The organism is Microbacterium sp. SWDP-B6 (genome assembly GCF_059803615.1).
Window position 1 is genome coordinate 66179 of sequence record NZ_JAPFGV010000004.1, and the last position, 23153, is coordinate 89331.

Annotated in this window: 23 protein-coding genes and 1 tRNA gene; 8 read left to right on the plus strand and 16 right to left on the minus strand. The window is 68.5% G+C overall.

The genetic code is table 11. The features are described from left to right. Positions 1-2: 2 nt before the first annotated feature. A complete protein-coding gene (locus tag OPU70_RS07620; RefSeq protein ID WP_042542050.1) occupies positions 3-692 on the plus strand; it encodes a carbonic anhydrase in 690 nt (229 codons plus the stop codon). After that, the gene (locus OPU70_RS07625; protein ID WP_079112504.1) at positions 689-2104 is read left to right on the plus strand and encodes a class II fumarate hydratase; all 1416 of its coding nucleotides are present in this window, start codon (positions 689-691) and stop codon (positions 2102-2104) included. The genes OPU70_RS07620 and OPU70_RS07625 overlap by 4 nt, the downstream gene beginning before the upstream one ends. A gap of 64 nt (positions 2105-2168) precedes the next feature. Here the strand turns inward: OPU70_RS07625 and OPU70_RS07630 are convergent, their stop codons facing one another. The 4 genes from OPU70_RS07630 to OPU70_RS07645 all read right to left on the minus strand — a co-directional run bounded on the left by OPU70_RS07630 (position 2169) and on the right by OPU70_RS07645 (position 7115). After that, on the minus strand, positions 2169-2375 hold the full coding sequence (locus OPU70_RS07630) for a YbdD/YjiX family protein (RefSeq protein WP_042542052.1): 207 nt from the start codon (positions 2373-2375) through the stop codon (positions 2169-2171). Next, complete coding sequence (locus OPU70_RS07635) at positions 2375-4606, minus strand: carbon starvation CstA family protein (protein WP_498557455.1); 2232 nt, start codon at positions 4604-4606, stop codon at positions 2375-2377. Before OPU70_RS07635 ends, OPU70_RS07630 begins: the two co-directional genes overlap by 1 nt. A 142-nt stretch (positions 4607-4748) precedes the next feature. After that, positions 4749-6131 carry an RNA 5'-3' helicase PhoH2 gene (gene phoH2, locus OPU70_RS07640; RefSeq protein ID WP_042542054.1) on the minus strand — a complete coding sequence of 461 codons (1383 nt, stop codon included), beginning with the start codon at positions 6129-6131 and terminating at the stop codon, positions 4749-4751. Positions 6132-6335: 204 nt separating this feature from the next. Further along, positions 6336-7115, minus strand: coding sequence for an isoprenyl transferase (locus tag OPU70_RS07645; protein WP_042542055.1), 780 nt, complete (start codon positions 7113-7115; stop codon positions 6336-6338). Between the two features lie 97 nt (positions 7116-7212). Here OPU70_RS07645 and trhA point away from each other — a divergent pair, with 97 nt between their 5' ends. Further along, on the plus strand, positions 7213-7944 hold the full coding sequence (trhA, locus tag OPU70_RS07650; protein ID WP_042542056.1) for a PAQR family membrane homeostasis protein TrhA: 732 nt from the start codon (positions 7213-7215) through the stop codon (positions 7942-7944). Positions 7945-7959: 15 nt separating this feature from the next. Here the strand turns inward: trhA and OPU70_RS07655 are convergent, their stop codons facing one another. Then, positions 7960-8244, minus strand: coding sequence for a hypothetical protein (locus OPU70_RS07655; RefSeq protein WP_056376082.1), 285 nt, complete (start codon positions 8242-8244; stop codon positions 7960-7962). A gap of 69 nt (positions 8245-8313) precedes the next feature. Between OPU70_RS07655 and OPU70_RS07660 the strand changes: the two genes are divergently transcribed. Further along, positions 8314-8700: a DUF4307 domain-containing protein gene (locus tag OPU70_RS07660; protein ID WP_042542058.1), complete on the plus strand. Its 387-nt coding sequence runs from the start codon at positions 8314-8316 to the stop codon at positions 8698-8700. A 95-nt stretch (positions 8701-8795) separates the two neighbouring features. Next, a complete protein-coding gene (gene greA / locus OPU70_RS07665; protein WP_042542059.1) occupies positions 8796-9284 on the plus strand; it encodes a transcription elongation factor GreA in 489 nt (162 codons plus the stop codon). Positions 9285-9375: 91 nt separating this feature from the next. Here the strand turns inward: greA and ilvA are convergent, their stop codons facing one another. Then, a complete protein-coding gene (gene ilvA, locus OPU70_RS07670; RefSeq protein WP_311879479.1) occupies positions 9376-10605 on the minus strand; it encodes a threonine ammonia-lyase in 1230 nt (409 codons plus the stop codon). After that, positions 10602-11798: an AI-2E family transporter gene (locus OPU70_RS07675; RefSeq protein WP_498557456.1), complete on the minus strand. Its 1197-nt coding sequence runs from the start codon at positions 11796-11798 to the stop codon at positions 10602-10604. The genes ilvA and OPU70_RS07675 overlap by 4 nt, the downstream gene beginning before the upstream one ends. Positions 11799-11877: 79 nt before the next feature. Between OPU70_RS07675 and OPU70_RS07680 the strand changes: the two genes are divergently transcribed. Beyond that, positions 11878-13140 (plus strand): winged helix-turn-helix domain-containing protein, encoded by a 1263-nt coding sequence (locus OPU70_RS07680; protein WP_309687002.1) that lies wholly within the window; start codon positions 11878-11880, stop codon positions 13138-13140. Next, a complete protein-coding gene (locus OPU70_RS07685; RefSeq protein WP_079112499.1) occupies positions 13137-13622 on the plus strand; it encodes a hypothetical protein in 486 nt (161 codons plus the stop codon). The genes OPU70_RS07680 and OPU70_RS07685 overlap by 4 nt, the downstream gene beginning before the upstream one ends. 72 nt (positions 13623-13694) lie before the next feature. Here the strand turns inward: OPU70_RS07685 and OPU70_RS07690 are convergent, their stop codons facing one another. From OPU70_RS07690 to OPU70_RS07700, 3 genes are all read right to left on the minus strand, one after another. Continuing rightward, positions 13695-14261, minus strand: a complete 567-nt coding sequence (locus OPU70_RS07690; RefSeq protein WP_042542063.1) for a LemA family protein — start codon at positions 14259-14261, stop codon at positions 13695-13697. Between the two features lie 88 nt (positions 14262-14349). Beyond that, positions 14350-15663: a D-arabinono-1,4-lactone oxidase gene (locus tag OPU70_RS07695; protein ID WP_498557457.1), complete on the minus strand. Its 1314-nt coding sequence runs from the start codon at positions 15661-15663 to the stop codon at positions 14350-14352. Then, a complete protein-coding gene (locus tag OPU70_RS07700) occupies positions 15660-16907 on the minus strand; it encodes a type III PLP-dependent enzyme domain-containing protein (protein WP_056376071.1) in 1248 nt (415 codons plus the stop codon). The genes OPU70_RS07695 and OPU70_RS07700 overlap by 4 nt, the downstream gene beginning before the upstream one ends. A 349-nt stretch (positions 16908-17256) precedes the next feature. On the opposite strand from OPU70_RS07700, the gene OPU70_RS07705 reads away from it, so the two are divergent. After that, positions 17257-17329 (plus strand) — tRNA-Leu (locus OPU70_RS07705). A 13-nt stretch (positions 17330-17342) separates the two neighbouring features. Here the strand turns inward: OPU70_RS07705 and OPU70_RS07710 are convergent. The 6 genes from OPU70_RS07710 to OPU70_RS07735 all read right to left on the minus strand — a co-directional run bounded on the left by OPU70_RS07710 (position 17343) and on the right by OPU70_RS07735 (position 23149). After that, positions 17343-18065: a DedA family protein gene (locus OPU70_RS07710; RefSeq protein WP_498557458.1), complete on the minus strand. Its 723-nt coding sequence runs from the start codon at positions 18063-18065 to the stop codon at positions 17343-17345. After that, positions 18062-18895, minus strand: a complete 834-nt coding sequence (locus tag OPU70_RS07715; RefSeq protein ID WP_498557459.1) for a cation-transporting ATPase — start codon at positions 18893-18895, stop codon at positions 18062-18064. The genes OPU70_RS07710 and OPU70_RS07715 overlap by 4 nt, the downstream gene beginning before the upstream one ends. Before the next feature lie 283 nt (positions 18896-19178). After that, the gene (locus tag OPU70_RS07720; protein ID WP_498557460.1) at positions 19179-20648 is read right to left on the minus strand and encodes an NAD(P)/FAD-dependent oxidoreductase; all 1470 of its coding nucleotides are present in this window, start codon (positions 20646-20648) and stop codon (positions 19179-19181) included. Positions 20649-20687: 39 nt separating this feature from the next. After that, positions 20688-21965 (minus strand): S8 family serine peptidase, encoded by a 1278-nt coding sequence (locus tag OPU70_RS07725; RefSeq protein WP_498557461.1) that lies wholly within the window; start codon positions 21963-21965, stop codon positions 20688-20690. A gap of 11 nt (positions 21966-21976) precedes the next feature. Continuing rightward, complete coding sequence (locus OPU70_RS07730) at positions 21977-22519, minus strand: DUF501 domain-containing protein (protein ID WP_056376067.1); 543 nt, start codon at positions 22517-22519, stop codon at positions 21977-21979. 69 nt (positions 22520-22588) lie between these two features. Further along, on the minus strand, positions 22589-23149 hold the full coding sequence (locus OPU70_RS07735) for an FtsB family cell division protein (protein ID WP_311879492.1): 561 nt from the start codon (positions 23147-23149) through the stop codon (positions 22589-22591). Positions 23150-23153: the final 4 nt, after the last annotated feature.

Genomic DNA, 23153 nt, shown 5'->3' on the forward strand with positions numbered 1-23153 from the left:
CCATGACCCACGCGCTCACGCCCGCTGCTGCCTGGAAGCAGATGCAGGACGGCAATCGGCGATTCGTCGCCGACGCACCTCAGCACCCGAACCAGGACGTGGCTCGACGCAAGCACCTCGCTGAGGCACAGCATCCGGTCGCTACGCTGTTCGGCTGCTCGGACTCGCGCCTCGCCGCGGAGATCATCTTCGACCTCGGACTCGGCGACCTGTTCGTCGTGCGCAACGCCGGCCAGGTGATCGGCGAGTCCATCGTCGCGAGCCTCGAGTATGCGGTCGCCGTGCTGAACGTGCCTCTGATCGTCGTCCTCGCGCATGACTCGTGCGGTGCCGTCCGCGCTGCCATCGACGGAACGGCCATCGACGCCGCGCCCCTGCCGCCGCACATCTGGAAGCTCATCGCCCCGATCGTCCCGGCGGCGCGCAAGGTGCTGGCCGAGAGCGGCGGCACCACCGTCGCCGAGATCGACGCGGAGCTCGTGGGCGAAGAGCACCTGCGCAACACGGTCCGGGACCTGCTGCAGTCGTCCGAGGTGATCTCGCAGGCTGTCTCCGACGGCCGTCTGGGCATCGTGGGCGCCAACTACCGTCTGGCCGAGGGCACTGCGGTGCCCGTCATCACGGTCGGAATCGACACAGACGGAAACGACACCGAGGGGCACGGCCCCGCAACCAAGGAGGGTTCGGAATGACCGACCAGCACAGTGGCGCAGACGCGCAGGGGTACCGCATCGAGCACGACACCATGGGCGAGGTGCGGGTTCCCGTGAACGCGCTCTATGGCGCACAGACGCAGCGCGCCGTCGAGAACTTCCCGATTTCGGGCAAGGGCCTGGAGTCCACGCAGATCGCCGCGCTCGCGCGCATCAAGAAGGCCGCTGCACTCGCGAACAAGGAGCTGGGAACCCTCGACGGGGCCATCGCCGACGCGATCGCCCAGGCCGCCGACCAGGTGGCCGCCGGTGCCCACGACGGTGAGTTCCCGGTCGACACCTACCAGACGGGCTCCGGCACGTCGTCGAACATGAACATGAACGAGGTGCTCGCCACTCTCGCCACCCGCATCCTCGGTGCGAACGTGCACCCAAACGACCACGTGAACGCCTCGCAGTCGTCGAACGACGTGTTCCCGACCTCCGTGCACATCGCCGTCACGCAGGCGCTCATCGACACGCTCATCCCCGCGCTCGACCACCTCGCCGTCGCCTTCGAGGCGAAGGCCGAGCTGTGGAAGGACGCGGTGAAGTCCGGCCGCACGCACCTCATGGACGCCACCCCGGTCACACTCGGCCAGGAGTTCGGCGGCTACGCCCGTCAGATGCGCCTCGGCATCGAGCGCGTGCAGTCTGCACTCCCCCGCGTCGCCGAGGTTCCGCTGGGCGGCACCGCCACCGGCACCGGCATCAACACGCCGCTCGGATTCCCGCAGAAGGTCATCGAGCTGCTCGCCGCCGAGACGGAGCTGCCGATCACCGAGGCGAAGGACCACTTCGAGGCGCAGGCCAACCGCGACGGACTCGTCGAGGCCTCGGGCGCGCTGCGTACGATCGCGGTCTCGCTGACCAAGATCAACAACGACCTGCGCTGGATGGGCTCGGGCCCCAACACGGGTCTCGGAGAGCTGCACATCCCCGACCTTCAGCCCGGCTCGTCGATCATGCCGGGCAAGGTCAACCCGGTCGTCCCCGAGGCTGTACTGATGGTCTGCGCCCGGGTGATCGGCAACGACGCGACCGTCGCCTGGGCCGGCGCGTCCGGGTCCTTCGAGCTGAACGTCGCCATCCCGGTCATGGGCACGGCGGTGCTCGAGTCGATCCGTCTGCTCGCGAACGCCTCGCGCGTGCTCGCCGACAAGACCGTCGACGGACTGCAGGCGAACCTCGACCGCGCGGCGGCATTCGCCGGCATGAGCCCGTCGATCGTCACCCCGCTCAACAAGCTCATCGGCTACGAGGCCGCGGCGAAGATCGCCAAGCACTCGGTCGCGAAGGGCATCACGGTGCGCGACGCCGTGATCGACCTCGGATACGTCGAACGCGGCGACCTGACGCTCGAGCAGCTCGACGAGAAGCTCGACCTGCTCTCGATGACCCACCCCGGTTGATCGTCAGGCTCTGAACACGGATGCCGCAGGGACTCGGTCCCTGCGGCATCCGTCGTCTACGGCGTCAGCAGCAGCGGGCACCCGGGTCGGCATCCTGCTGCGCGTAGTGCGCCCTCCAGAACTCCCGCTCACTGAGCGGCTCTCTCTCGGGATGCCGCTCCCGCTCGTGCGCGACGTAGGACGCGTACCGCGACTGCCCGGTCACGCCGTTCACGTACCAGGCGACCGCGTGCCAGGCCCGCCGAACATGGTCGGATACCACGGCGGCCATCAGTGCCCCCTCGTGGGCTGAGCGGACGAAGGGAGTGCGTTCCACTGCTTCTCGACGGCGCGTTCCTCCGACGAGGCGATGAGACCGGCCGGTGCGAAGCGGTGCGACGGCACCTCCGGGTCCTCCTGGTCGATGACGGGCCCGGGGCGCACGGCCTGGATGACCTTGATGATCGAGATGGTGATCACGATCACCGACAGCACGAGGAACGTCACCGACAGGATGCCCTGGATCATGGTGTTGCGGACGACCGCTTCCATCGCGGCGACGCCGGTCGCCGTGCCGAAGGAGGTCTCCCCCGCCGCGAGAGCGTCGCGGAAGGCGACATGGTTCGCGAAGTAGCCGACCTGCGGCACGGTCGAGAAGATCTTCTGCAGCGAGGCCGTCACCGTCACGACCGTGACGAATGCCAGCGGCAGCGCCACCACCCAGAGAACCCTGAAGGTGCGTCTGCGCGCCACGATCGTGAGCACCACGGAGAGGGCGATCGCCGCCAGCAGCTGATTGGCGATGCCGAACAGCGGGAACAGGGTGTTGATGCCGCCGAGAGGATCCGTGACCCCCATGATCAGCACCGCGCCCCACCCCGCGACCATGACGGCCGTGCAGATCCACGCGCCCACCCGCCACGAGGTGTCCTTGAAGCGAGGGAAGACGTTGCCGACCGAGTCCTGCAGCATGAAGCGCGCGACGCGGGTGCCGGCGTCCACCGCAGTCAGGATGAACAGCGCCTCGAACATGATCGCGAAGTGATACCAGAACGCCATCATCCCGGTGCCGCCGATCCACTGCTGCATGATGTGTGCGAGGCCGAGAGCCAGCGTCGGCGCGCCGCCCGTGCGGGAGACGATCGATTCCTCCCCCACCGCCTCTGCCGTGCTCGTGAGCATCTCCGGTGTCAGATTCACCCCGGTCAGGCCGAGACCGTTGACGAACGCGACCGCGCCCTCGACCGTGCCGAGCGTCGCCGCCGGCGAGGAGTTCATGGCGAAGTACAGCCCGCGGTCGATGGAGATCGCGGCGACGAGCGCCATGATCGCGACGAACGACTCCATGAGCATCCCGCCGTAGCCGATGAAGCGCGTCTGCTTCTCCTTCTCGATCATCTTCGGCGTCGTGCCCGACGCGATGAGCGCATGGAATCCGCTCAGCGCCCCGCAGGCGATCGTCACGAAGAGGAACGGGAAGAGCGCCCCTGCCCAGACCGGCCCCGTCTCGCCCGCGGCGAACTCGCTGAAGGCCGGGACGGTGATCTCGGGCCGCACGAACAGGATCGCGACGGCGAGCGCCACGATCACGCCGATCTTCATGAACGTCGAGAGGTAGTCACGCGGAGCCAGCAGCATCCACACGGGCAGCACCGCCGCGATGAAGCCGTAGACGATGATGCCCCACGCGATGGTGGTCCGGTCGAGGGTGAAGATCGCCTGACCCCAGTCGGTCTCGGCGACCATCCCGCCGCCGATGATCGCGGCCATCAGCAGCACGAAGCCGATGATCGACACCTCGGTGATCTTGCCGGGGCGGATCCATCGGAGGTACGCCCCCATGAACAGCGCGATCGGGATCGTCATCGCCACGGAGAACACGCCCCACGGGCTCTCCCCGAGGGCGTTCACGACCACGAGGGCGAGGATCGCCGTGATGATGATCATGATGAGCAGCGTCGCGATGATCGCCGCCGTTCCTCCGAATCGGCCGAGCTCGTCGCGGGCCATCTGACCGAGAGAGCGTCCGCCTCGCCGCATCGAGAAGAACATCACGAGGTAGTCCTGCACCGCACCCGCGAGCACGACTCCGACGATGATCCAGATCGTGCCGGGAAGGTAGCCCATCTGGGCGGCCAGCACCGGACCGACGAGCGGACCGGCGCCCGCGATGGCGGCGAAGTGGTGGCCGAACAGCACCCGACGATCCGTCGCGACGTAGTCCTTGCCGTCCGCCTTGTACTCGGCGGGAGTCGCTCGCCGGTCGTTCGGCTTGACCAGGTTCCGCTCGATGAACTTCGAGTAGAAGCGGTAGAACACGAGGTAGGTGCAGACCGCCGCGAACACGAACCAGATCGCGTTCACCGTCTCGCCCCTGACGATCGCGAGCATCGTCCAGGCGATGCCGCCCAGCAGCGCGATCGCCACCCAGAGCACGATCTTCAGCGGTGTCCACCGCGGCTTCTCGTCCACCGCCACGGGCGGCAGCTGGTCATCTTCCACGGTCTTCGTCGCATCACTCATCGCGCATCACTCCATTGTCTGCGTTCGGTGCCACGAGCGTATGCCGACGTCAGCGCGGAGGGAAGCGAATCGCCGACGCATCCTCCGGAATAGACGACAGCGGATGCCGTGAGACCACGGCATCCGCTGTCGAAGAGTCAGCTCAGCTGAGCTCGCCTCCCTCCAGAAGCTCAGTCACGAGGGCGGCGATCGCGGAGCGCTCCGAGCGCATCAGGGTCACGTGGGCGAAGAGGTCGTGTCCCTTGAGCGTCTCGATGACGCTGGCGATGCCGTCGTGGCGTCCGACGCGGAGGTTGTCGCGCTGACCGACGTCGTGGGTCAGGATCACTCGGGAGTTCTGCCCCATGCGGCTGAGCACCGTCAGCAGCACGTTGCGCTCGAGCGACTGCGCCTCGTCGACGATCACGAACGCGTCGTGCAACGACCGACCGCGGATGTGCGTGAGCGGAAGCACCTCGAGGATGCCCCGTTCGACGATCTCCTCCATGACGTTGCCCGAGACCACCGAGCCGAGCGTGTCGAAGACCGCCTGCCCCCACGGGCCCATCTTCTCGCCCTGGTCGCCGGGCAGGTAGCCGAGCTCCTGGCCCCCGACGGCGAACAGCGGTCGGAACACGATGATCTTCTTCTGCTGCTGCCGCTCGAGCACCGCCTCGAGACCCGCGCAGAGCGCCAGTGCCGACTTTCCGGTGCCCGCACGCCCGCCGAGCGAGACGATGCCGATGTCGGGGTCGGTGAGCAGGTCGATCGCGATCCGCTGTTCGGCGGATCGCCCGTGCATCCCGAAGATGTCGCGATCGCCGCGCACGAGCTTGTACTCGCCGTCGCCGGTCACCCTGCCGAGGGCGGATCCGCGCTCGGAGTGGATGATGAGCCCGGTGTTGACCGCCAGGCCTCTGGCGTCTTCACTGATGCCCACCTCGCTCTCGTACAGGTCGCTGATCTCATCGCCCGACAGGTCGAGCGTGGTGATGCCGGTCCAGCCCGAGTCGACGGCCTGCTCGGCGAGGTACTCCTCGGCGCGAAGGCCGAGGGACGCCGCCTTGACCCGCATCGGAAGGTCTTTCGAGACGATCGTGACGTCCTGCCCGTCCTGTGCGAGGTTCATGGCGACGGAGAGGATGCGGGTGTCGTTGTCGCTCAGCCGGATCCCGGCGGGGAGCACCGACGAGTCGGTGTTGGCCAGCTCGACGCGGAGCGTGCCGCCCTCGCCCACCTCGACCGGGAAGTCCAGACGACCGTGCTCGATGCGCAGGTCGTCGAGGTGACGCAGCGCCTGACGGGCGAAGTAGCCGATCTCGGGGTCGTGGCGCTTGCCCTCGAGCTCGGTGATGACCACGACCGGGACGACCACCGAATGCTCGGCGAACCGGAAGAAGGCCTGAGGATCACTCAGCAGGACGGACGTGTCGAGCACGTAGGTCCGGAGATCCTGATCAGGATCAGCGGACGCTGCTCGCGTCGTCGTCTTACGGGTGGACTGCTGCGCTGTGCCTGTGGACTGCTGCGCTGTACGTGAGGTCACGACCCACTCCCGACCCGGGGAATCCCGGTTTGTTCGAACGAGTCGACCAGGGGGTCACGAGTCGTCAACCTGAGGCCGACCCGACGGGCGCCTTGCCCGATGCCTAGAAGTTACGACCAGGTGCCGACATTCGCCTGGCTCGACACGCCACCAGTTCGTTACGTGTTGATTAACGGGATGTGACCGGCCCCCTGATGCACCGTCTCAGCGGCCGAAGCGCCGATCGCGGTCGGCGAAGTCGCGAATCGCTCGCAGGAAGTCGACCTGGCGCAGATCCGGCCCGAGCGCCTCGACGAAGTAGAACTCGCTGTGCGCGCTCTGCCACAGGAGGAAGTCGCTCAGTCGCTGCTCGCCGCTCGTGCGGATGACGAGATCGGGATCCGGCTGGCCGCCGGTGTAGAGATGTTCGCCGATCATCTCGGGTGTGAGATGCGCGGCGAGGTCTTCGATCGTCCCTCCGGACGCCTGATGCGCGGTGACGATGCTGCGCACGGCGTCGACGATCTCGTTGCGGCCGCCGTAGCCGACCGCGAGGTTGACGTGCAGCCCGGTGTGGTCGCGCGTGCGCTCCTGTGCGTCGTCGAGCACTCTCGCGAGCTCCGCGGGGAGGATGTCCGAGCGGCCGACGTGCTTCACTCGCCAGTTGCCCTCGCGCGACAGAGCCTCGGCGAGCTCCGCGATGATCTCGATCAGGTCGGCCAGCTCTGCCGAGTCGCGCTTGAGCAGGTTGTCACTCGACAGAAGATAGAGCGACACGACGCGGATGCCGAGCTCGTCGCACCATCCGAGGAACTCCCGCATCTTGGCGGCACCGGCCCGATGCCCCTCAGCCGGAGTGTCATAGCCCAGCTGACGCGCCCAACGCCGATTGCCGTCGATCATCATGGCGACGTGGTGCGGAACCGACTCGGGGTCGAGGTGTCGGCGAAGCCTGCTGGTATAGAGCCGGTACAGCGGCCCCCGCCCCTGAACATCGCGTGACATCACCTCCCTACGCTATCGTGTCGGCGGTCTCGGGACCGAGGATCGATGCTCAGGATATGTACGCTCGGCTGCATGATCGCCCGCATAGAGTGAGGGCGTGAGCACACCCGACTCCTCGGTACCCGACGTCCCCCAGCTGCCCCTCCTGGAGGATGCCGCGCACGACGTCGCCGCGGCCGAGATCAAACCCACCTGGCGAGGCTGGCTGCATGCGGCCACCTTCCCGATCGCCATCGTCGCCGGTGTGGTGCTGATCGTCGTCGCCCAGGGTGGCGCCGCGAAGTGGGCTGCGGCGGTGTTCATGGCGTCATCGCTGCTGCTGTTCGGCAACTCGGCGCTGTATCACCGGATCGACTGGAGTCCGAAGGTCAAGATGATCCTCAAGCGGATCGACCACGCGAACATCCTGCTCCTGATCGCCGGGACGTACACCCCGCTCGCCGTGCTGGCGCTCCCCCCGGGCAAGGGCGCGCTGCTCCTCGTCTTCGTCTGGTCCGGTGCGCTGGTCGGCATCCTGTTCCGCGTGTTCTGGATCAATGCCCCTCGGTGGCTGTATGTCGCGCTCTACCTGCTGCTCGGATGGGCGGCGGTGATGTACCTCGCCGACCTGTTCGTCGCGAACGCGACCATGATGGCGCTCGTCATCGTCGGCGGCCTGCTCTACACGGGCGGCGCGATCGTCTACGCGCTCAAGAAGCCCAATCCGTGGCCTGGCCATTTCGGCTTCCACGAGATCTTCCACCTGTGCACGGTGCTCGCGTTCCTGTGCCACTGGGTCGCGTGCCTGCTCATCGCGCTGGCGCCGCTGTCCCCGTCGCTCGGGGCCTGAACCGCTCCGGTCCGGTCAGCGCTTCTCGGGGTCGTCGTCGCCCTCGCGGACGATCGGCAGATCGGCATCCGTCTCGGTCGCCTCGTCGGCCGCGAGCGCGGCCTCTTCGGCATCGAGCTCGTCCCTGACCTCTTCTCGGTAGCGCACCCGACGGATCCGACGGTTCATGTCGAGGATCAGCAGGATCACCGCGATGAGGATGATCACCACGGCGGCGAAGCCGACGAATCCGGGCGTGACCAGCTCCGGTGCCACGGTCATCGTGGGCGTCGGCATCGGGGTCTCGGTCAGAGCAAGCATGGAGTCTGCCTTTCATGCGCAGGTCGCATAACCTGGAGTTACCAGCCTAACGACCGGAAGACCCACCCCGTGACGACCGCACAACAGCTCGACGACCGCTATGGCCGCACCCGCACCCGACGGGGTCCGTGGATCATCGTCATCGCCATCGCCGCACTTCTCGTCGGCGCGTTCGGCTGGATGATCGTCACGTCGCAGATGAACGCCGTCGACTCCGACGACCTCGGCTTCGACCTGGTCGACGAGCACAGCGTCACCGTGCGCTTCCAGATCACCGGAGTGCAGGGCAAGGACGTGGCCTGCGTCGTCGAGGCGCTCGACGAGGAGTTCGGCGTGGTCGGCTGGAAGGTCGTCGAGATCCCTGCGGGAGACACGCATTCGCAGGCGCTCTCGGCCACGGTTCCCACCGTCTCAGCCGCGACGACAGGTTTGGTGAACAGCTGCTGGGTCGCCTAGACTCGTGCCAGACAGATGACGCCCTGGCACGTGCCGGGGCGTCTTGGCATATCCCCCGCGGAACGTCGCCGGGTACCTACCGAAGGAGCTTCGTCATGTCTACTGACGCTCAGGTTCCCTTCCTCACGCAGGAAGCGTATGACCGGCTCGTCGCCGAGCTCGAGCACCTCTCCACCACCGGTCGCGAAGAGATCGCCAAGCGCATCGAAGCGGCCCGCGAAGAGGGCGACCTCAAGGAGAACGGCGGCTACCACGCCGCCAAGGACGAGCAGGGCAAGCAGGAGGCGCGGATCCGCACCCTCGAGAACCTCCTCAAGACGGCCAAGGTCGGTGAGGCGCCCGCGAGCCGCGGCATCGTCGAGCCCGGCACCGTCGTCACCGCGATCGTCGCCGGCGGCGAAGAGGTCTTCCTGCTCGGCAGCCGCGAGATCGCCGTGGGCAGCGACCTCGACGTCTACAGCGAGGCCAGCCCGCTCGGACAGGCGATCCTCGGACTCAAGGTCGGCGAGAAGTCGTCCTACGAGGCTCCGAACGGCCGCGCGATCTCGGTCGAGATCGTGAACGTCGACACCTACACGGGCTGACACCGGTCAGCATCGGGCTCGTGCCCTGACATGCAGGTGCCCCGTCCGACTGGACGGGGCATCTGCATGTCAGGGCTGAGTGCGCGTCGCGTCAGTCCGGCACGACGATCGGCTGGAAGCCGGCGCGACGGAGCGTGTCCAGGGTGTGCTCGGAGTGCTCGGCACCGCGCGTCTCGACGCTGAGCTCGAGGAACACCTCGCTGATCTGCAGGCCGTGCCCGTGCCGGGTGTGCATGGCCTCGATGACGTTGGCTCCCGCCTGGGCGATGAGCTCCGAGACTCGCGCGAGCTGACCGGGGCGATCGGGCAGCGGGATGCGGATCGTGAGATAACGGCCCGAGGCCGCGAGGCCGTGGGAGACGACACGTTGCAGCAGCAGCGGGTCGATGTTGCCTCCGGAGACGACGGCCATGGTCGTGCCGCTCGCCTTCACCTTGCCGGCGAGGATCGCGGCGACACCCACCGCTCCGGCGGGCTCCGCGATCACCTTGGACTGCTCGAGAAGAACCAGAATGGCGCGCGCCAGGTCGTCGTCGGTCACGGTGACGACCTCGTCGACGAGGTCCTTGATGATCTCGAACGGTATGGCCCCCGGTCGCGCGACCAGGATTCCGTCGGCGATCGTCGGCTTCGTCTCGATGTCGACGGGGTACCCGGCCTCCAGCGAAGGGATCATCGCCGCGGCGTTCTCGGCCTGTACGCCGATGATGCGCACCGAGCGCCCGAGTTCGGCAGCCTTGGCCTTCACCGCGGCCGCGACGCCGGCGATGAGGCCCCCGCCGCCGATTCCCAGCACGATCGTGTCGACATCGGGAGCGTCCTCGAGCAGCTCGAGTCCGAGTGTGCCCTGCCCGATGACGACGTCGCGGTGGTCGAACGGATGGATGATCACTGCCCCCGTGCGCTCGGCGAACTCAGCGGCGAGTCGCAGCGAGGTCGCCACGGTCTCTCCCTCGAGCACGACCTCGGCACCGTAGCTCCTCGTCGCCAGCAGCTTGGGCACGGGAATGCCCAGGGGCACGAAGATGGTCGCCTGGATTCCGAGCGTCTGGGCCGCGAGGGCGACGCCCTGTGCATGGTTTCCGGCGGACGCTGCGACCACGCCGCGCGAACGCTCCTCGGCGCTCAGCTGCGAGAGGCGGTATGCCGAACCACGGATCTTGAAGGATCCCGTTCGCTGCAGGTTCTCCATCTTGAGCACCACCGGTGCGCCGAGCACGTCCGACAGGGCGCGCGAGGGCAGGGTCGGCGTTCGCGTGATCACCTCAGCCAGACTCTGAGCGGCGTTCTCGAACTCGGTCAGGCTGGGGACTGCGCTCATCGATTCCTCCGTGTGCGCTCGCGCGGCACTGTGCTCCAGATAAGGTCTGCGTTCGGTTTATCGCCGGTGCGCCAGGCGCCGGTGCTGACTGTCACCGCGGCGACATTGACGAAGGCCGCGAGAGGCACCGCGAACAGCGCGCCGGGGATGCCGCCGACCATCGAGCCCCCGGCGACCACCAGGACGACGGCGAGCGGATGCACCTTCACTGCCGAGCCCATGAGGATCGGCTGCAGGATGTGACCCTCGAGCTGCTGCACGCCGAGCACGACGGCCAGCATCGCGAGCGCGATCCAGGGGCCGTTGTAGACCAGCGCGAGCAGTACGGCGATCGCGCCGGTCACGACGGCACCGACGATCGGCACGAACGAACCGAGGAAGACGAGCACGGCGACGGGGATCGCCAGCGGCACGCCGAGCAGAGCGGCGCCGACGCCGATGCCGACCGCATCGATCGCGGCGACGAGCAACTGGGTTCGGGCGTAGTTGACGATCGTCGCGAAGCCGTTGCTCGCGGCGGCGTCGGCGGCGGGGCGCGCAGCGCGCGGGAAGAGGCGCAGCGTCCACTCCCAGATGCCCCGGCCGTCGGCGAGCAGGCAGATCAGGATGAAGAGCGAGAGGACCGCACCGGTCACGACGTGCGCCGCGGTCGTGCCGACTGCCAGCGCACCGTTCAAGAGGGTCTGAGTCTGCTCGTTGACGACCTGGAGGGCCTGGTCGATGTATCCCTGGATCTGCGAGTCGCTGAGGTGCAGCGGTCCGGTGAGCAGGAACTGACGGAACTCGTCGACCGCCTGCGCACTGCGCTCCTGCACGTCGGGAAGCTGCGCACGGACCTGCCAGATCACGAGCCACATGAGCAGGGACACGATCGCGAGCGTGCCGATGATCGAGAGGGCGACGGCCAGCCAGCGCGGGAAGCGGTGGCGCAGCATCCACTGGAATCCCGGCCACAGCAGGGCCGTGACCAGGATGCCGACCATGAGCGGGATCACGAGGAGCTTCAGCTCGATGACGAGCCAGATGAATCCGGCCACCACCGCGGCGATCAGCAGAATCCGCCACGAGTATGCCGCCGTGACGCGCAGCCCTCGGGGGACCGCCTCGTCGGCCTCGGTGGTCACCGTGCGATCAAGGGAGACGGAACGCGGACGGAAGAGGTCTCTCAGCCGCGGACGCTGCTCTTCGCTCATCGCCCAAGTCTACGGCGCAGCCGCCGACCGTCGTGACGGGCCGGGCGCGGATGTCGGCGCTCGGCGCTACCCTGACGAGGTGACCGACACCCTCAGCGCCGCCCAGGCCCGTCGCATCGCGCTCGCCGCGCAGGGCTTCTCTCGTGCACGCCCGGCCTCGGTGTCGGCCCGGCACATCCACCGCGTGATGGATCGTCTCGGCGTGCTGCAGATCGACTCGGTCAACGTGTTCGCACGGTCGCACTACATGCCGCTGTTCTCGCGCCTGGGTGCCTACGAACCGGCGCTCTTCGATCGCGTCTTCCATTCGCGCACGACCCATTACGTCGAGTACATGGCTCACGAGGCGACGTTCATCCCCATCGAGGACTGGCCTCTGTGGCGATTCCGCATGGATCACTTCCGCGCCAGATGGGCGGCGCCCGACTCCTGGATGAGCACCAACACGCGCACCCTCCGCTGGGTGCAGGACGAGCTCCGAGCCAGGGGGCCGCTGCGACCGGCCGACCTCCGCGACGACGCTCCTCGCGAGCGTGGCACCTGGTGGGATTGGGATGACGTGAAGCTCGCCCTCGAGCACCTGTGGCGCACCGGCGACGTGGCGATCAGCGGTCGAAAGGGCTTCGAGCGCACGTACGCGCTCGCCGAGCAGGTGATCCCCGACGCCATCCTGTCGCAGCATGTGCCCCGAGAGGACGCGATCCGCGAGCTCACCCGGCGCGCGGCACGATCGTCGGGGGTCGCGACCCAGTCGGACCTCGCGGACTACCACCGCATCCGCGACCGAGCGGCGGTGTCGCAGTCGATCGCGGATCTGGTCGACTCAGGCGAGATCCTCCCGGTCTCCGTGCGCGGCTGGGACCGCGGCGGTCGTCCGCTGCCCACCTGGAGGCACCGCGACGCCGTGCTGCCGCGCAGGATCGACGCCGCCGCGCTCCTGACGCCTTTCGATCCCGTGGTCTGGTTCCGTGACAGGGCTCTGCGCGCCTTCGAGCTCGATTACCGGATCGAGATCTACGTTCCTGCCGAGAAGCGGCGATACGGGTACTACTCGCTGCCCGTGCTCGTCGGCGACCGCATCGTGGCGCGTGTCGATCTCAAGGCCGACCGCGCGACGTCGACGCTCCAGGTGCAATCGGCCTGGTGGGAGCCTCAGGGCCAGCCGGGCGCGGATGCCGAGAAGATCGCCGCTGAGCTCGCCCTCGCGGCGGCATGGCAGGGGCTGGCGCACGTCTCCGTCTCGCGCTGGGGCACCGCGTCCGAGGCTCTGCATGCGGCGCTGTCCGGTCGCGCAGACGCATCCGTGCGTCGCCATGTGCACGCCAGAGAGGCATCCGAGTGAATCGCCGCCTCGCGTGGACGATCGGGGGCGGTGTCGCCGCGCTCCTGGTCGCGGGGGCAGCCGTGTGGCTCTGGCAGGCGTCGAGCGACATCCCCTCGGCACGGGCCACGCCGACCGCGACGAGCTCGCCGACACCCGATGCCGATCCGCGGGCTCTGGCGCAGCGGGCGCTCGACGATCACCTCGAGGACTGCACCTCTGCCGTGGTCACCGACGGCGTCGTCCCCGAGGGGTGCGGGATCAGGATCCCGTGGGGCACCGAGTTCGCCGCGGTCGACGACGTCCGCTTCCGCGTCGAGCGGATGCCGGTGCTGGAGCTGACCGATGACGGATTCATCGCCGAAGGCGGCATCCTCGTCGCGACCGTGTCGGGTACCGGACAAGACGGCAGTCCGCGAACCGAGACCTATCGCACGGACTCGTGGACGCTCCGCGGCGACGCGAGCGTCGAGGATGGGGACGTCGATCTCGACGTGTGGTGAGCAGCGCTCCGGGTCAGCGCCCGAATACGCAGAAGGCCCGATGCGACGAGGCGCATCGGCCCTTCCCGCAGGTCAGAACTGCACGCGCGGCGGCTCGGAGATCGCGCCGCTGTCGGCGACCTCGAAGAACTCGCGTTCGGTGAATCCGAGCCCCTTCGCGAAGAGGTTGTTCGGGAAGACCTTGATCTTCGTGTTCAGCTCGCGGACCCCGCCGTTGTAGAAGCGGCGCGCGGCCTGGATCTTGTCTTCGGTGTCGACGAGGGCCTGCTGCACCTGCAGGAAGTTCTGGCTCGCCTGCAGCTGCGGATAGGCCTCCGCGACCGCGAAGAGGCTGCGAAGCGCCTGCTGGAGGTGCCCCTCTGCGATTCCCGCCTCACCCGGGCTGCCGGCCGAGAGCGTCTCCGCTCGCGCACGAGTGACGTTCTCGAAGACCGCCTTCTCATGCGAGGCGTAACCCTTGACCGTCTCGATGAGGTTGGGTATCAGATCTGCCCTGCGCTTCAGTTGGACCGTGATGCCACTCCACGCCTCGTCGACGCGGACGTTCAGCTGCACCAGCGAGTTGTAGGTCGCCCAGAGGTAGATTCCGATGAGCAGAATCACACCGACGACGATCAGTACCGGCACGAGCCATTCCATCAGAGGCCCACCCTTCCTCGTGTTTGTCTCATCCTATCGGCGCAGCCTGCGCGTCGACTGGGTGCGGCGGTCAGGCGCAGAACCCGGATCATGCGCCGAGAACCCGATCGAGGTATCGATTGGTGAACCGACGCTCGGGGTCGAGCCGGTCGCGCAGCGCGGTGAAATCGCCGAAACGGGGATAGCGCTCCTGCAGCTGCTCGGCTGTCTGCGTGTGCAGTTTGCCCCAGTGCGGGCGCCCGCCGTGCTCGAGCATGATCTGCTCCACGGCCTCGAAGTAGGCGGACGGGTCGGCGCGCCAGTAGCGGTGGACCGCGATGTATCCGCTCGCCCTGCCGTATGCCGTCGACAGCCACCTGTCGTCCTCCGCCGCGAAGCGCACCTCGATCGGGAACTCGATGCGCCACCCGCGTCGCTCGATGAGGTCGCGGACCGCGCGGAACGCCGGCACCACGTTCTCGGCGGGCACCGCGTATTCCATCTCGCGGAACCTGACAGTACGGCTCTGGGTCAGGACTCGATGCGAGAGCTCTGTGTACCGCCGGTCGCCCGTGAGCTTCACCGCAAGCCTGTTGAAGGGCGGGGTGATGGCCGGCACCGCCTGTCCGGTCGCGCACACCGCTCGGTACACGCCATTCGAGAGCACCGTCTCGTCGATCCAGCGCCCCAGGACGGGAAGCGGCTGCCGCCTCGTCGACTCCGGCACCCTCGTCTGTCTCTTGGTCAGGGCGATGTCGGTGTGCGGAAACCAGTAGAACTCGAAGTGGTCCGATGCCTCGACCCTGTCGTGCAGGGCCTCGAGAACGTCGTCGAGAGGTTCCGGCTCATCGATCGCCTCCATGAGGAAGATCGGCACGCACTGCAGCGTCACCTCGACCAGGATGCCGAGCGCGCCCAGACCCAGCGCGATCGCGGGGAGCAGGTCTGCGTTCTGTCCCTCGTCCACCCGGAGGAACTCCCCTGCGGCGGTCACCAGCGTCGCGCCGACGACCTGCGTCGCGAGGCCGCCGAAGCCGGCGCCGGTACCGTGCGTCCCCGTCGAGATCGCACCCGAGATGGATTGCCGGTCGATGTCGCCGAGATTCTCCATCGCGAGGCCGAACGGTGCGAGGAGCGAAGGGATGCGGTGCAGTCGTGTGCCCGCGAGCAGCGTCGCTCGTCCGGTGGCCGCGTCCGCCGACACCAGGCCCTGCATGTCGTCGAGCTCCAGGAGCACGCCGGGAGCGACGGCGATGCCCGTGAAGCTGTGTCCCTCGCCGACCGCCTTCACCGTGAGCCCCTGCCCGACCGCGGCGCGGACCGCGCGCTGCACGCCTTCAGGGGTTCGCGGGCGCTCGACGCGCAGCGGTGTGACCTGCGCAGACCTCGCCCAGTTCTGCCAGGTGCCCCCGATCCGGGTCACAGGAACGCCTTCCCCTCGCCGCGATACGTCGGAAGCTCGTCGACGATCTCATCGCCCGAGACGAGCTGGTAGCTGTCGATGCGCTCGGCAGGCTCGCCGCTCTTCGCGTGGCGGAACCAGACACGGTCGCCCACTCCGAGCCGCTCGGCCTCGCGGCCCTGCAGCGGTGTCTGCACCTCGCCCGCGGCCTCGCGGGACAGCGTGCGCAGCCCCTGCGGCCAGACGGGCAGCGGTTGCCGCGACGCGACAGCGGGACCGGAAGCGATCCATCCGCCGCCGAGCACGGTTGCGATGTCGGCCGCGGGGCGCCGCACCACGTCGAACGCGAAGGCGGACGCCGGTGCGGGGCGGAATGATCGATAGCCGTCGAAGAGATGCCCGCCGAGCAGTCCGCTGCCCGCGCTCGCCTCGGTCAGCGACTCGTCGCTGCCGGTGAACTCGAGCGAACCGGTTCCGCCGCCGTTGAGGAATTCGAGCGATGCGACCTCTGACAAGGCGCCGACGATCGCGGCTCGACGCTCACGCAGCTCGGATCGGGAACGCGCCTGCATGAGACGGATCACCGGCGCATCCGCTCCGGCGTTGTCTCCCTGGCCCGCGATCTGAGCCTCGTACATCTGAAGTCCGACGAGCCGGAACCCGGGGCGGCGCACGATCTTGCGTGCGAAGGCGGCGACCTCGCCCGCGGTGAACAGAGCAGACCGTCGCACCCCGATATGGCCGAGCGCGACGGATCGCAGTGATGCGTCGGCGTCGACCGCGACCCGGATGTCCGGGCGGCTGCCTGCGGGCGCGACGCTGTCGATGATGTCGAGGTGCGCCGGATCGTCGACCATCAACGTGATCCGTTGCGCCGCCTCCTCGGATTCGAAGAGCTGTGCGAGTCCCGCGCGGTCGACCGTCGGATAGCCGACGACGATGTCATCGTGCGTCTCGGCGAGCCACAGAGCTTCGGCCAGCGTGAAGGCGAGGATCCCTCTGAACCCGGGCAGCTGCAGCACGGCGTCGAGCACCGAGCGCACCCGCACGGACTTCGACGCGACGCGGATCGGCAGTCCGCCCGCGCGAACCAGCAGATCCAGGGCGTTGTAGCGCAGAGCTTCTCGATCGATCACCGCCACGGGAGCCGGCAGATGGCCGGTCGCCGCAGACAGGCGCGGCCAGTATCGTGACGGGTCGAGCCACTCGGGGGAAACGGCGTTTCGTTCCTGATCGGGGCTCAGATCGGCGGTGAGGTCGAGCACTCCCCCACCCTATGGGGTGGGCGGACTCGGATTCAGTCTTTCTGAGATCGAGTTGCATTGCCTCTCGCGACCCGTATCTGGAAATCCCGGTACATCAGCGGCGATCGTCGTAATGAACAGCATGGATCGCCGTCTTGATCTCTGAGGCCGCCGTTCGCGGCGGTCTCACCGGCCATGCCCGGCCGGTCGCCGGGGGGCGGCGATGCTGTCTGATCAGCATCACGGGGAGGCGGGTGCGGGGGGCGCCCGCCTCCCCTCGCGCGGCTCGGGCAGCACGGCGAGCGAGGCACCGCGTCTGTCGTGCACCCAGATGCGACCCCCGTGTACTCTGAGCCAGTCACGGCATGGAGCCCCCGTAGCCCAATGGCAGAGGCAGGCGACTTAAAATCGCTTCAGTCTGGGTTCGAGTCCCAGCGGGGGCACGTCGTGCTCTGCTCAGTCCTCCATGAGCCGGTCCGCGAGATCGCGTGGATGCGTGCTCCGCGCCTTCGACGCACGTGCCTCACGGACACGTCGGACGATGAGCACGGCGAGCGCGATGGCGAGCGCGGAGTACACGGCGTAGTCGAGGTAGCCGAGCAGGTGCTCCAGCTGTTCGTGCTGAGTGCCGAGCAGCGCACCGACCCCGATGAGCAGCGTATTCCACAGGCCGCTGCCCACGATCGTGTACACGCTGAAGCGGGTCAGGTTCATGCGAGTCGCGCCCGCGGGAATCGAGATGAGGCTGCGCACGCCGGGAACCATCCGGCCGACGAGCACCGTCCACCCGCCGCTTCGCCGGAACCAGTGCACTCCGCGATCCAGGTCCGCACGGCTGACCAGCTTGGTGGCGGAGAGGAGCCGTACCGCCCGATCGATGCCGATCGCCGCACCGAGCCAATAGAGCAGGAGCGCGCCGATCCACGACGCCACAGTGCTCCAGACGATCAGCCATCCGAGGGTGAGCTCGCCGCTCTGGCTCAGATACCCCGCGAAGGGCAGGATCACCTCGCTGGGAATGGGCGGGACGAGCACCTCGAGGAACACCAGCACACCCACCCCGATGTCGCCGAGCTGGGTGAGAACGTCAGCGGCGAATCCGGTGAGGCCGGAGAACCCGTGATCCGACGCCGACGAGGCGGCGGTCATGCTGGCGGCGCTCATGCCGGCGGTGCTCATCGACCGAACAGATCGCCGATGCCCGGAATGCCGAGATCACCGAGCCGCTGTCCCCATTCGCTCGCCGTGTCGCCGAGGCCCGAGACGGTCTCGCCCGCCGATCCGAGAACGCCTTCCGCCGCTCCCGCAAGCTCCTCGCCGCCGAGGCCGCTCGCGATCGCCTCGACGTCGACGCCCTGAGCGAGGGCGTCGAAGTCGACTCCGAGACCGGCAGCCTGCTCGAGGAGAGGAGCGGCGACGGCACTGCCGACCGCGCCCACCGCGACGACCCCCAGCGCGCCCACCGCGGCTCCGCCGACCGCACCGGCAGCACCGGCAGCACCGAACCCGCGCACGCGCGAGAGGATGCCGCGCATGCGCCCCGGACGGGCCGCCTCGGACCGACCGGCGGCGCGGGCGAGATCATCGGCCGATGACGATGCCGGGCGCTCGCCCGGAGCGAGTTCTGCGTTCATGCGCTCCTGCACCTGCGCCCGCTGCGCGGGAGTCAGGCGCGCGAAGGCCTCGCGATGGATCTGCTCCACGCGGTGCGGATCGGCAGTCTCGAGCAGGTAGTCGTACCGCGCGATGGCTGCCCGGTCGGCATCCGACACCGCACCGGCCGCACCGCGCGCACCGGCTGCACCGCGCGCGCCGGCCGCAGGCGGCGAGTAGGGATCCCGGCCCGACGGACGCGCGGGCGGGGGCGAGTAGCGATCGGTTCCGGCCTGACGCCCGACCGGTGAAGACGGCGTCGCTGCCTGCGAACCGGTGCGATCCGTGCGGGATCCGTTCTCGTCGAGATCGAGGGCGCGAGCGGCCATCCCGAGCAGTCGGTTGAGTTTTCCCATGGTGACGGTTCCTTCGTGGGTGTGGACGACCACGGAACTCGACAGCGGGGCAGTGAGGGTCCATGGTCGTCCGCGGATACGGACGCCAGGTCTCCTCCACCCTCACGGGCCGGTGGGCCGGAACACGACTTCGTGTCCGTAATGACGACGCCACCGCAGACGGGAGTACTCCCCTTGCGCTGCCGAGGCTAGCAAGCGCGCCTATGAGGCCGGTGCAAGACACGCCCTCGCCGGAGACGACGAACGCCCCGACTCCGAAGAGTCGGGGCGTTCGAGGGGATGACTACTTGGCGGCAGCCGTCGCAGCGGTCTTCTTCCCGGCCGGCTTCGTGGCGGCGGTCTTCTGACCTGCCGGCTTCTCGTCGGCGGCCTTGTCGGAGGCGGTCGCCTGAGCGGCCGGTGCCGTGACGGCGGGAGCCGGAGCGTCAGCCGCCGGACGCGGGCGTGCAGCGAACTCCTCGAAGACGTAGCGCGGGTTCTGCACCGTCTCGAGGTTCACCAGGTCGCGGCCGAGCCACAGGTTGTTCCACCAGCCCCAGACCACGCGGAACTTGCGCTCCCACGTCGGCATAGCGAGACCGTGGTAGCCACGGTGCGCGACCCAGGCGACGAAGCCCTTGAGCGCGATCTTGCCGGACTGGAAGACACCGTTGTAGAGCCCGAGGCCGGCGACGGCACCGAGGTTCTTGTGGAAGTACTCCTTCGGGTCCTCACCACGCAGCACGGCGACGAGGTTCTTCGCGAGGAGCTTCGCCTGACGCACGGCGTGCTGCGCGTTCGGCACGCAGAAGCCGCCGACGCCACCACCCGAGAGGTCGGGAACGGCCGAGACGTCACCGGCGGCCCAGGCGCCCTCGACGAAGGCCTCGGGCGTGCCGACACGGAGGTCTGCGCGGGTCTGGATCCGGCCGCGCTCTTCGATCGGCAGATCGCCGCCGCGCACGACAGTCGGGTTCGCCATGACACCGGCGGTCCAGACGATCAGGTCGGTGGGGATGACCTCGCCGGTCGACAGCTCGACGTTGCCGTCGACGGCGCTGGTGAGCTGCGTGTCGAGGTGCACGTTGGCGCCTCGCTTCGCCAGGTCCTTGAGGACCCACTCGCTCGTCGGCAGCGACACCTCGGGCATGATGCGGCCCATCGCCTCGATGAGGTGGAAGTGCGTGTCTTCGAAACTGATCTGCGGGTACTTGCCCACGAGCGACGACGCGAGCGAACGGAGCTCTGCGAAGACCTCGATGCCGGCGAAGCCACCACCGACGACGACGACCGAGAGCAGACGATCGCGCGCGGGTCCGGCGGGCAGCGAGGCCGCCTTGTCGAAGTTCGACATCAGGCGATCGCGGATCGCGACGGCCTCTTCGATGGTCTTCAGACCGATCGCGTTGTCGGCGATGCCGGGGATCGGGAAGGTGCGGGAGACCGCGCCAGCGGTCACCACGATCTGGTCGTACGAGAACTCGTACGGCTCTCCCACCGGAGGGGTGATCGTCGCGACCTTCTCAGCATGGTTGATGCCCGTCACCTTGGCGGTGAGCACGTTCGTTCGCTTGAGGTGACGACGGTGCGCGACCACCGAGTGGCGGGCTTCGATCGAGCCGGCGGCGACCTCGGGAAGGAACGGCTGGTACGTCATGTACGGCAGCGGGTCGACCATGGTGACGTCTGCTTCACCCTTGCGAAGGTGCTTCTCCAGCTTCCACGCCGTGTAGAAGCCTGCATAGCCTCCACCGACGATCAGAATCTTGGGCACAGTGCTGTTCTGAGGCACAGGGGGACAACTCCTCGGGAGTCAGGGATGTGGCGTGCGAGCGCGCGCCGATCGGATGCGCCGGGCAGCTGCGGTGACGCCAAGCGCTATCAGGATACCAGGGACTGTGAGCGCGATGAGCGGCAGGGTACCGTAGCGCAGCGAATCAGCGCTGGGAAGCAGCGGTGAACCGGGCTCGGTCGGCGCGTCGGCATCGGGCAGGGGCGGCACCTCGACCGGCGCGGCGGTGGGTTCGGGCTGCGGAACGCTCTCTGCGCGTCGGAACAGGCGGACCCACTCGCCGAGGTCGCCCATCGGATTCTCGGAGACCTTCGGCACGTCCGCGGTGATCGCCGCGTCGGCATCCACCAGCCCGTAGCCGTAGAGAGGATCGGGGAGGTCGGCCATGCCCGGCACCTTGATCGCTGTCTTGATGATGCGATTGATGACGTTGGCGGCATCGAGCTCGGGGTGCGCAGACCGGACGAGCGCCGCGATGCCCGCGACGATGGGCGCCGCACCGCTCGTGCCGCTCCAGGGCACGACGGTGCCGTCGGCCGAGACGCCCCGCAGTCCCTCACTGGGCGCGGCGATCCCGATGGTGATCCCCTGGGTCGACGCCTCGATGCTCGCCGTGCCCGTCTGGTCGACTCCGCCGACCGTCAGCACGCCGGGGATCGTCGCGGGAGCGCCGATGATGTTGGTGCCGCTCCCCCGGTTTCCCGCGGCGACGACCACCACCACGTCATGCTCGAATGCGTAGAGGAACGCGTCGTCCCAGCTCCTGTCCCAGTCCAGCGTGTTCGTGGTGAACGAGAGGTTGATGATGTCGGCCCCATGGTCGACCGCCCACCGCATGGCCTTCGCGACCTGCTCGGTGAACGGCACTGCGGCGGCGGCGCCGAAGCCCACGGAGATCGACAGCAGATCGGCCTCGGGGGCGACTCCGATCATGCCCTTGCCGTCGGCAGAGCCGCGTCCGGCGGCGAGCGAGGCCACCCACGAGCCGTGATTGCCGTCGATGGCACCCACCGGGGTGCGGCCGTCGGGGGTTCCGGTGCCAGACACGTCGGTGCCACCCACGACGGCGTCATCGAACACGCCAGGGACCTTGCCGATCCCGGTGTCGATGACGGCGATCGTGACCCCGTCGCCGCGAGTGGTCTGCCAGGCGTCGCGGATGCCGGCTCCGTCGAGCCAGTACTGAGCGGCGCGATCCGGATCTGCGGGGTCGTCCGGCACCGGCGGCGGGGTCGCTGCCGCGCCGAGGAGCAGGACGGATGCCACGATCGTCGCCATCGCGACGCCGTTGCGCAGCATCCGCGGCCGCCTCATGCGGTCGATGCCTCGACGTCACGCAAGGCCGCACCGGGGTCGTCGCACCGGCACTTCTCCGGCGACCACGTCGAGCGCTCGAGCGCCGCGTCGCCGATCGGGTTCACGCCGGGACCGGCCGCGAGAGCATGACCGGCCAGAGCATGGAGGCACTTGACGCGCGACGGCATGCCGCCGGCGGAGATGCCATCGATCTCGCTGACCTCGCCGAACTGCGCCCGGTCGGCGAGGTACGCCTCATGCGCGGCGAGGTACGCCGCGGCGACGCCCTCGTCCTCGGCGAGCAGCGCGGAGAGCTCGGGCATGACCTGCGTGGCCTCGAGGGTCGACATCGCGGCCGTCGCGGCCGGATGCGTCAGGTAGTAGAACGTGGGGAACGGTGTTCCGTCCGGGAGCCTGGGTGTCGTGGCGACGACCGTGGGGTTGCCGCACTCGCAGCGGGCTGCGATTCCCACGACGCCACGGGCGGTCCTGCCCAACTGGGCCGACACCACGGCGAGCTCGGCGGTCGTGGGGGCGGGGAATGGCGGCGTGGTCACCTCTCCAGCGTACGGGAGCCGACCGGGAGGATGCTCTGAGCGCGCTGGCCGCTCGGCGGCGCCCGACGGTCAGCGGCTGACGGCGGCCGTGTCGCTCAGCCCCGCGGACGTCAGCGTGCGCAGCAGCTGCGGCATCCAGTCGGAGGGCGTCTCTTCGAGGGTGTCACTGACCGGCCCCTGCTGCTGCGGGAGCGCTGCGGGGTCGAGATCGTTGTCGATCAGATACACGACCTCGCCGGGCTTGACGTAGTACAGGCGCTCACGCGCCTGGGTGGTGATGTAGGCCGGGTCGCTCCAGCGCTCACGCTCTTTCTCGAGCGCCGCGATCTGGTCTTCGGAGACCTGGATCGACTGCTCCAGAGCCGAGATCTTCTGCCGCTGGTCGATGAAGGTGCCCAGCGTCGGCACCAGCACCCATGCCCCGAGCACGACGAGCGACAGCATGATGACCGAGAACGCCGAGAGGCGGATGCCGGAGGCCCACTCGCGCACGTCGACCCGACGCTCCTGGGAGCCTCGATTCGCGGCTCCCCTGGGCCGACGGGCGGACGGACGCGGGGTCGACTTCGCCGCCGGCGTGGTGCGGGATGCGCCCGAAGACGCCGAAGGAGGAGCCGGTCGTCGTGCCACGGCT

Bases quoted from the DNA above. Each gene is read 5' to 3' on its own strand.
- OPU70_RS07620 (WP_042542050.1), top strand. From the start codon at position 3: ATGACCCACGCGCTCACGCCCGCTGCTGCCTGGAAGCAGATGCAGGAC.
- OPU70_RS07625 (WP_079112504.1), top strand. From the start codon at position 689: ATGACCGACCAGCACAGTGGCGCAGACGCGCAGGGGTACCGCATCGAG.
- OPU70_RS07630 (WP_042542052.1), bottom strand. From the start codon at position 2,375: ATGGCCGCCGTGGTATCCGACCATGTTCGGCGGGCCTGGCACGCGGTC.
- OPU70_RS07635 (WP_498557455.1), bottom strand. From the start codon at position 4,606: ATGAGTGATGCGACGAAGACCGTGGAAGATGACCAGCTGCCGCCCGTG.
- OPU70_RS07645 (WP_042542055.1), bottom strand. From the start codon at position 7,115: ATGTCACGCGATGTTCAGGGGCGGGGGCCGCTGTACCGGCTCTATACC.
- OPU70_RS07655 (WP_056376082.1), bottom strand. From the start codon at position 8,244: ATGCTTGCTCTGACCGAGACCCCGATGCCGACGCCCACGATGACCGTG.
- greA (WP_042542059.1), top strand. From the start codon at position 8,796: ATGTCTACTGACGCTCAGGTTCCCTTCCTCACGCAGGAAGCGTATGAC.
- ilvA (WP_311879479.1), bottom strand. From the start codon at position 10,605: ATGAGCGCAGTCCCCAGCCTGACCGAGTTCGAGAACGCCGCTCAGAGT.
- OPU70_RS07675 (WP_498557456.1), bottom strand. From the start codon at position 11,798: ATGAGCGAAGAGCAGCGTCCGCGGCTGAGAGACCTCTTCCGTCCGCGT.
- OPU70_RS07690 (WP_042542063.1), bottom strand. From the start codon at position 14,261: ATGGAATGGCTCGTGCCGGTACTGATCGTCGTCGGTGTGATTCTGCTC.
- OPU70_RS07710 (WP_498557458.1), bottom strand. From the start codon at position 18,065: ATGAGCACCGCCGGCATGAGCGCCGCCAGCATGACCGCCGCCTCGTCG.
- OPU70_RS07715 (WP_498557459.1), bottom strand. From the start codon at position 18,895: ATGGGAAAACTCAACCGACTGCTCGGGATGGCCGCTCGCGCCCTCGAT.
- OPU70_RS07725 (WP_498557461.1), bottom strand. From the start codon at position 21,965: ATGCTGCGCAACGGCGTCGCGATGGCGACGATCGTGGCATCCGTCCTG.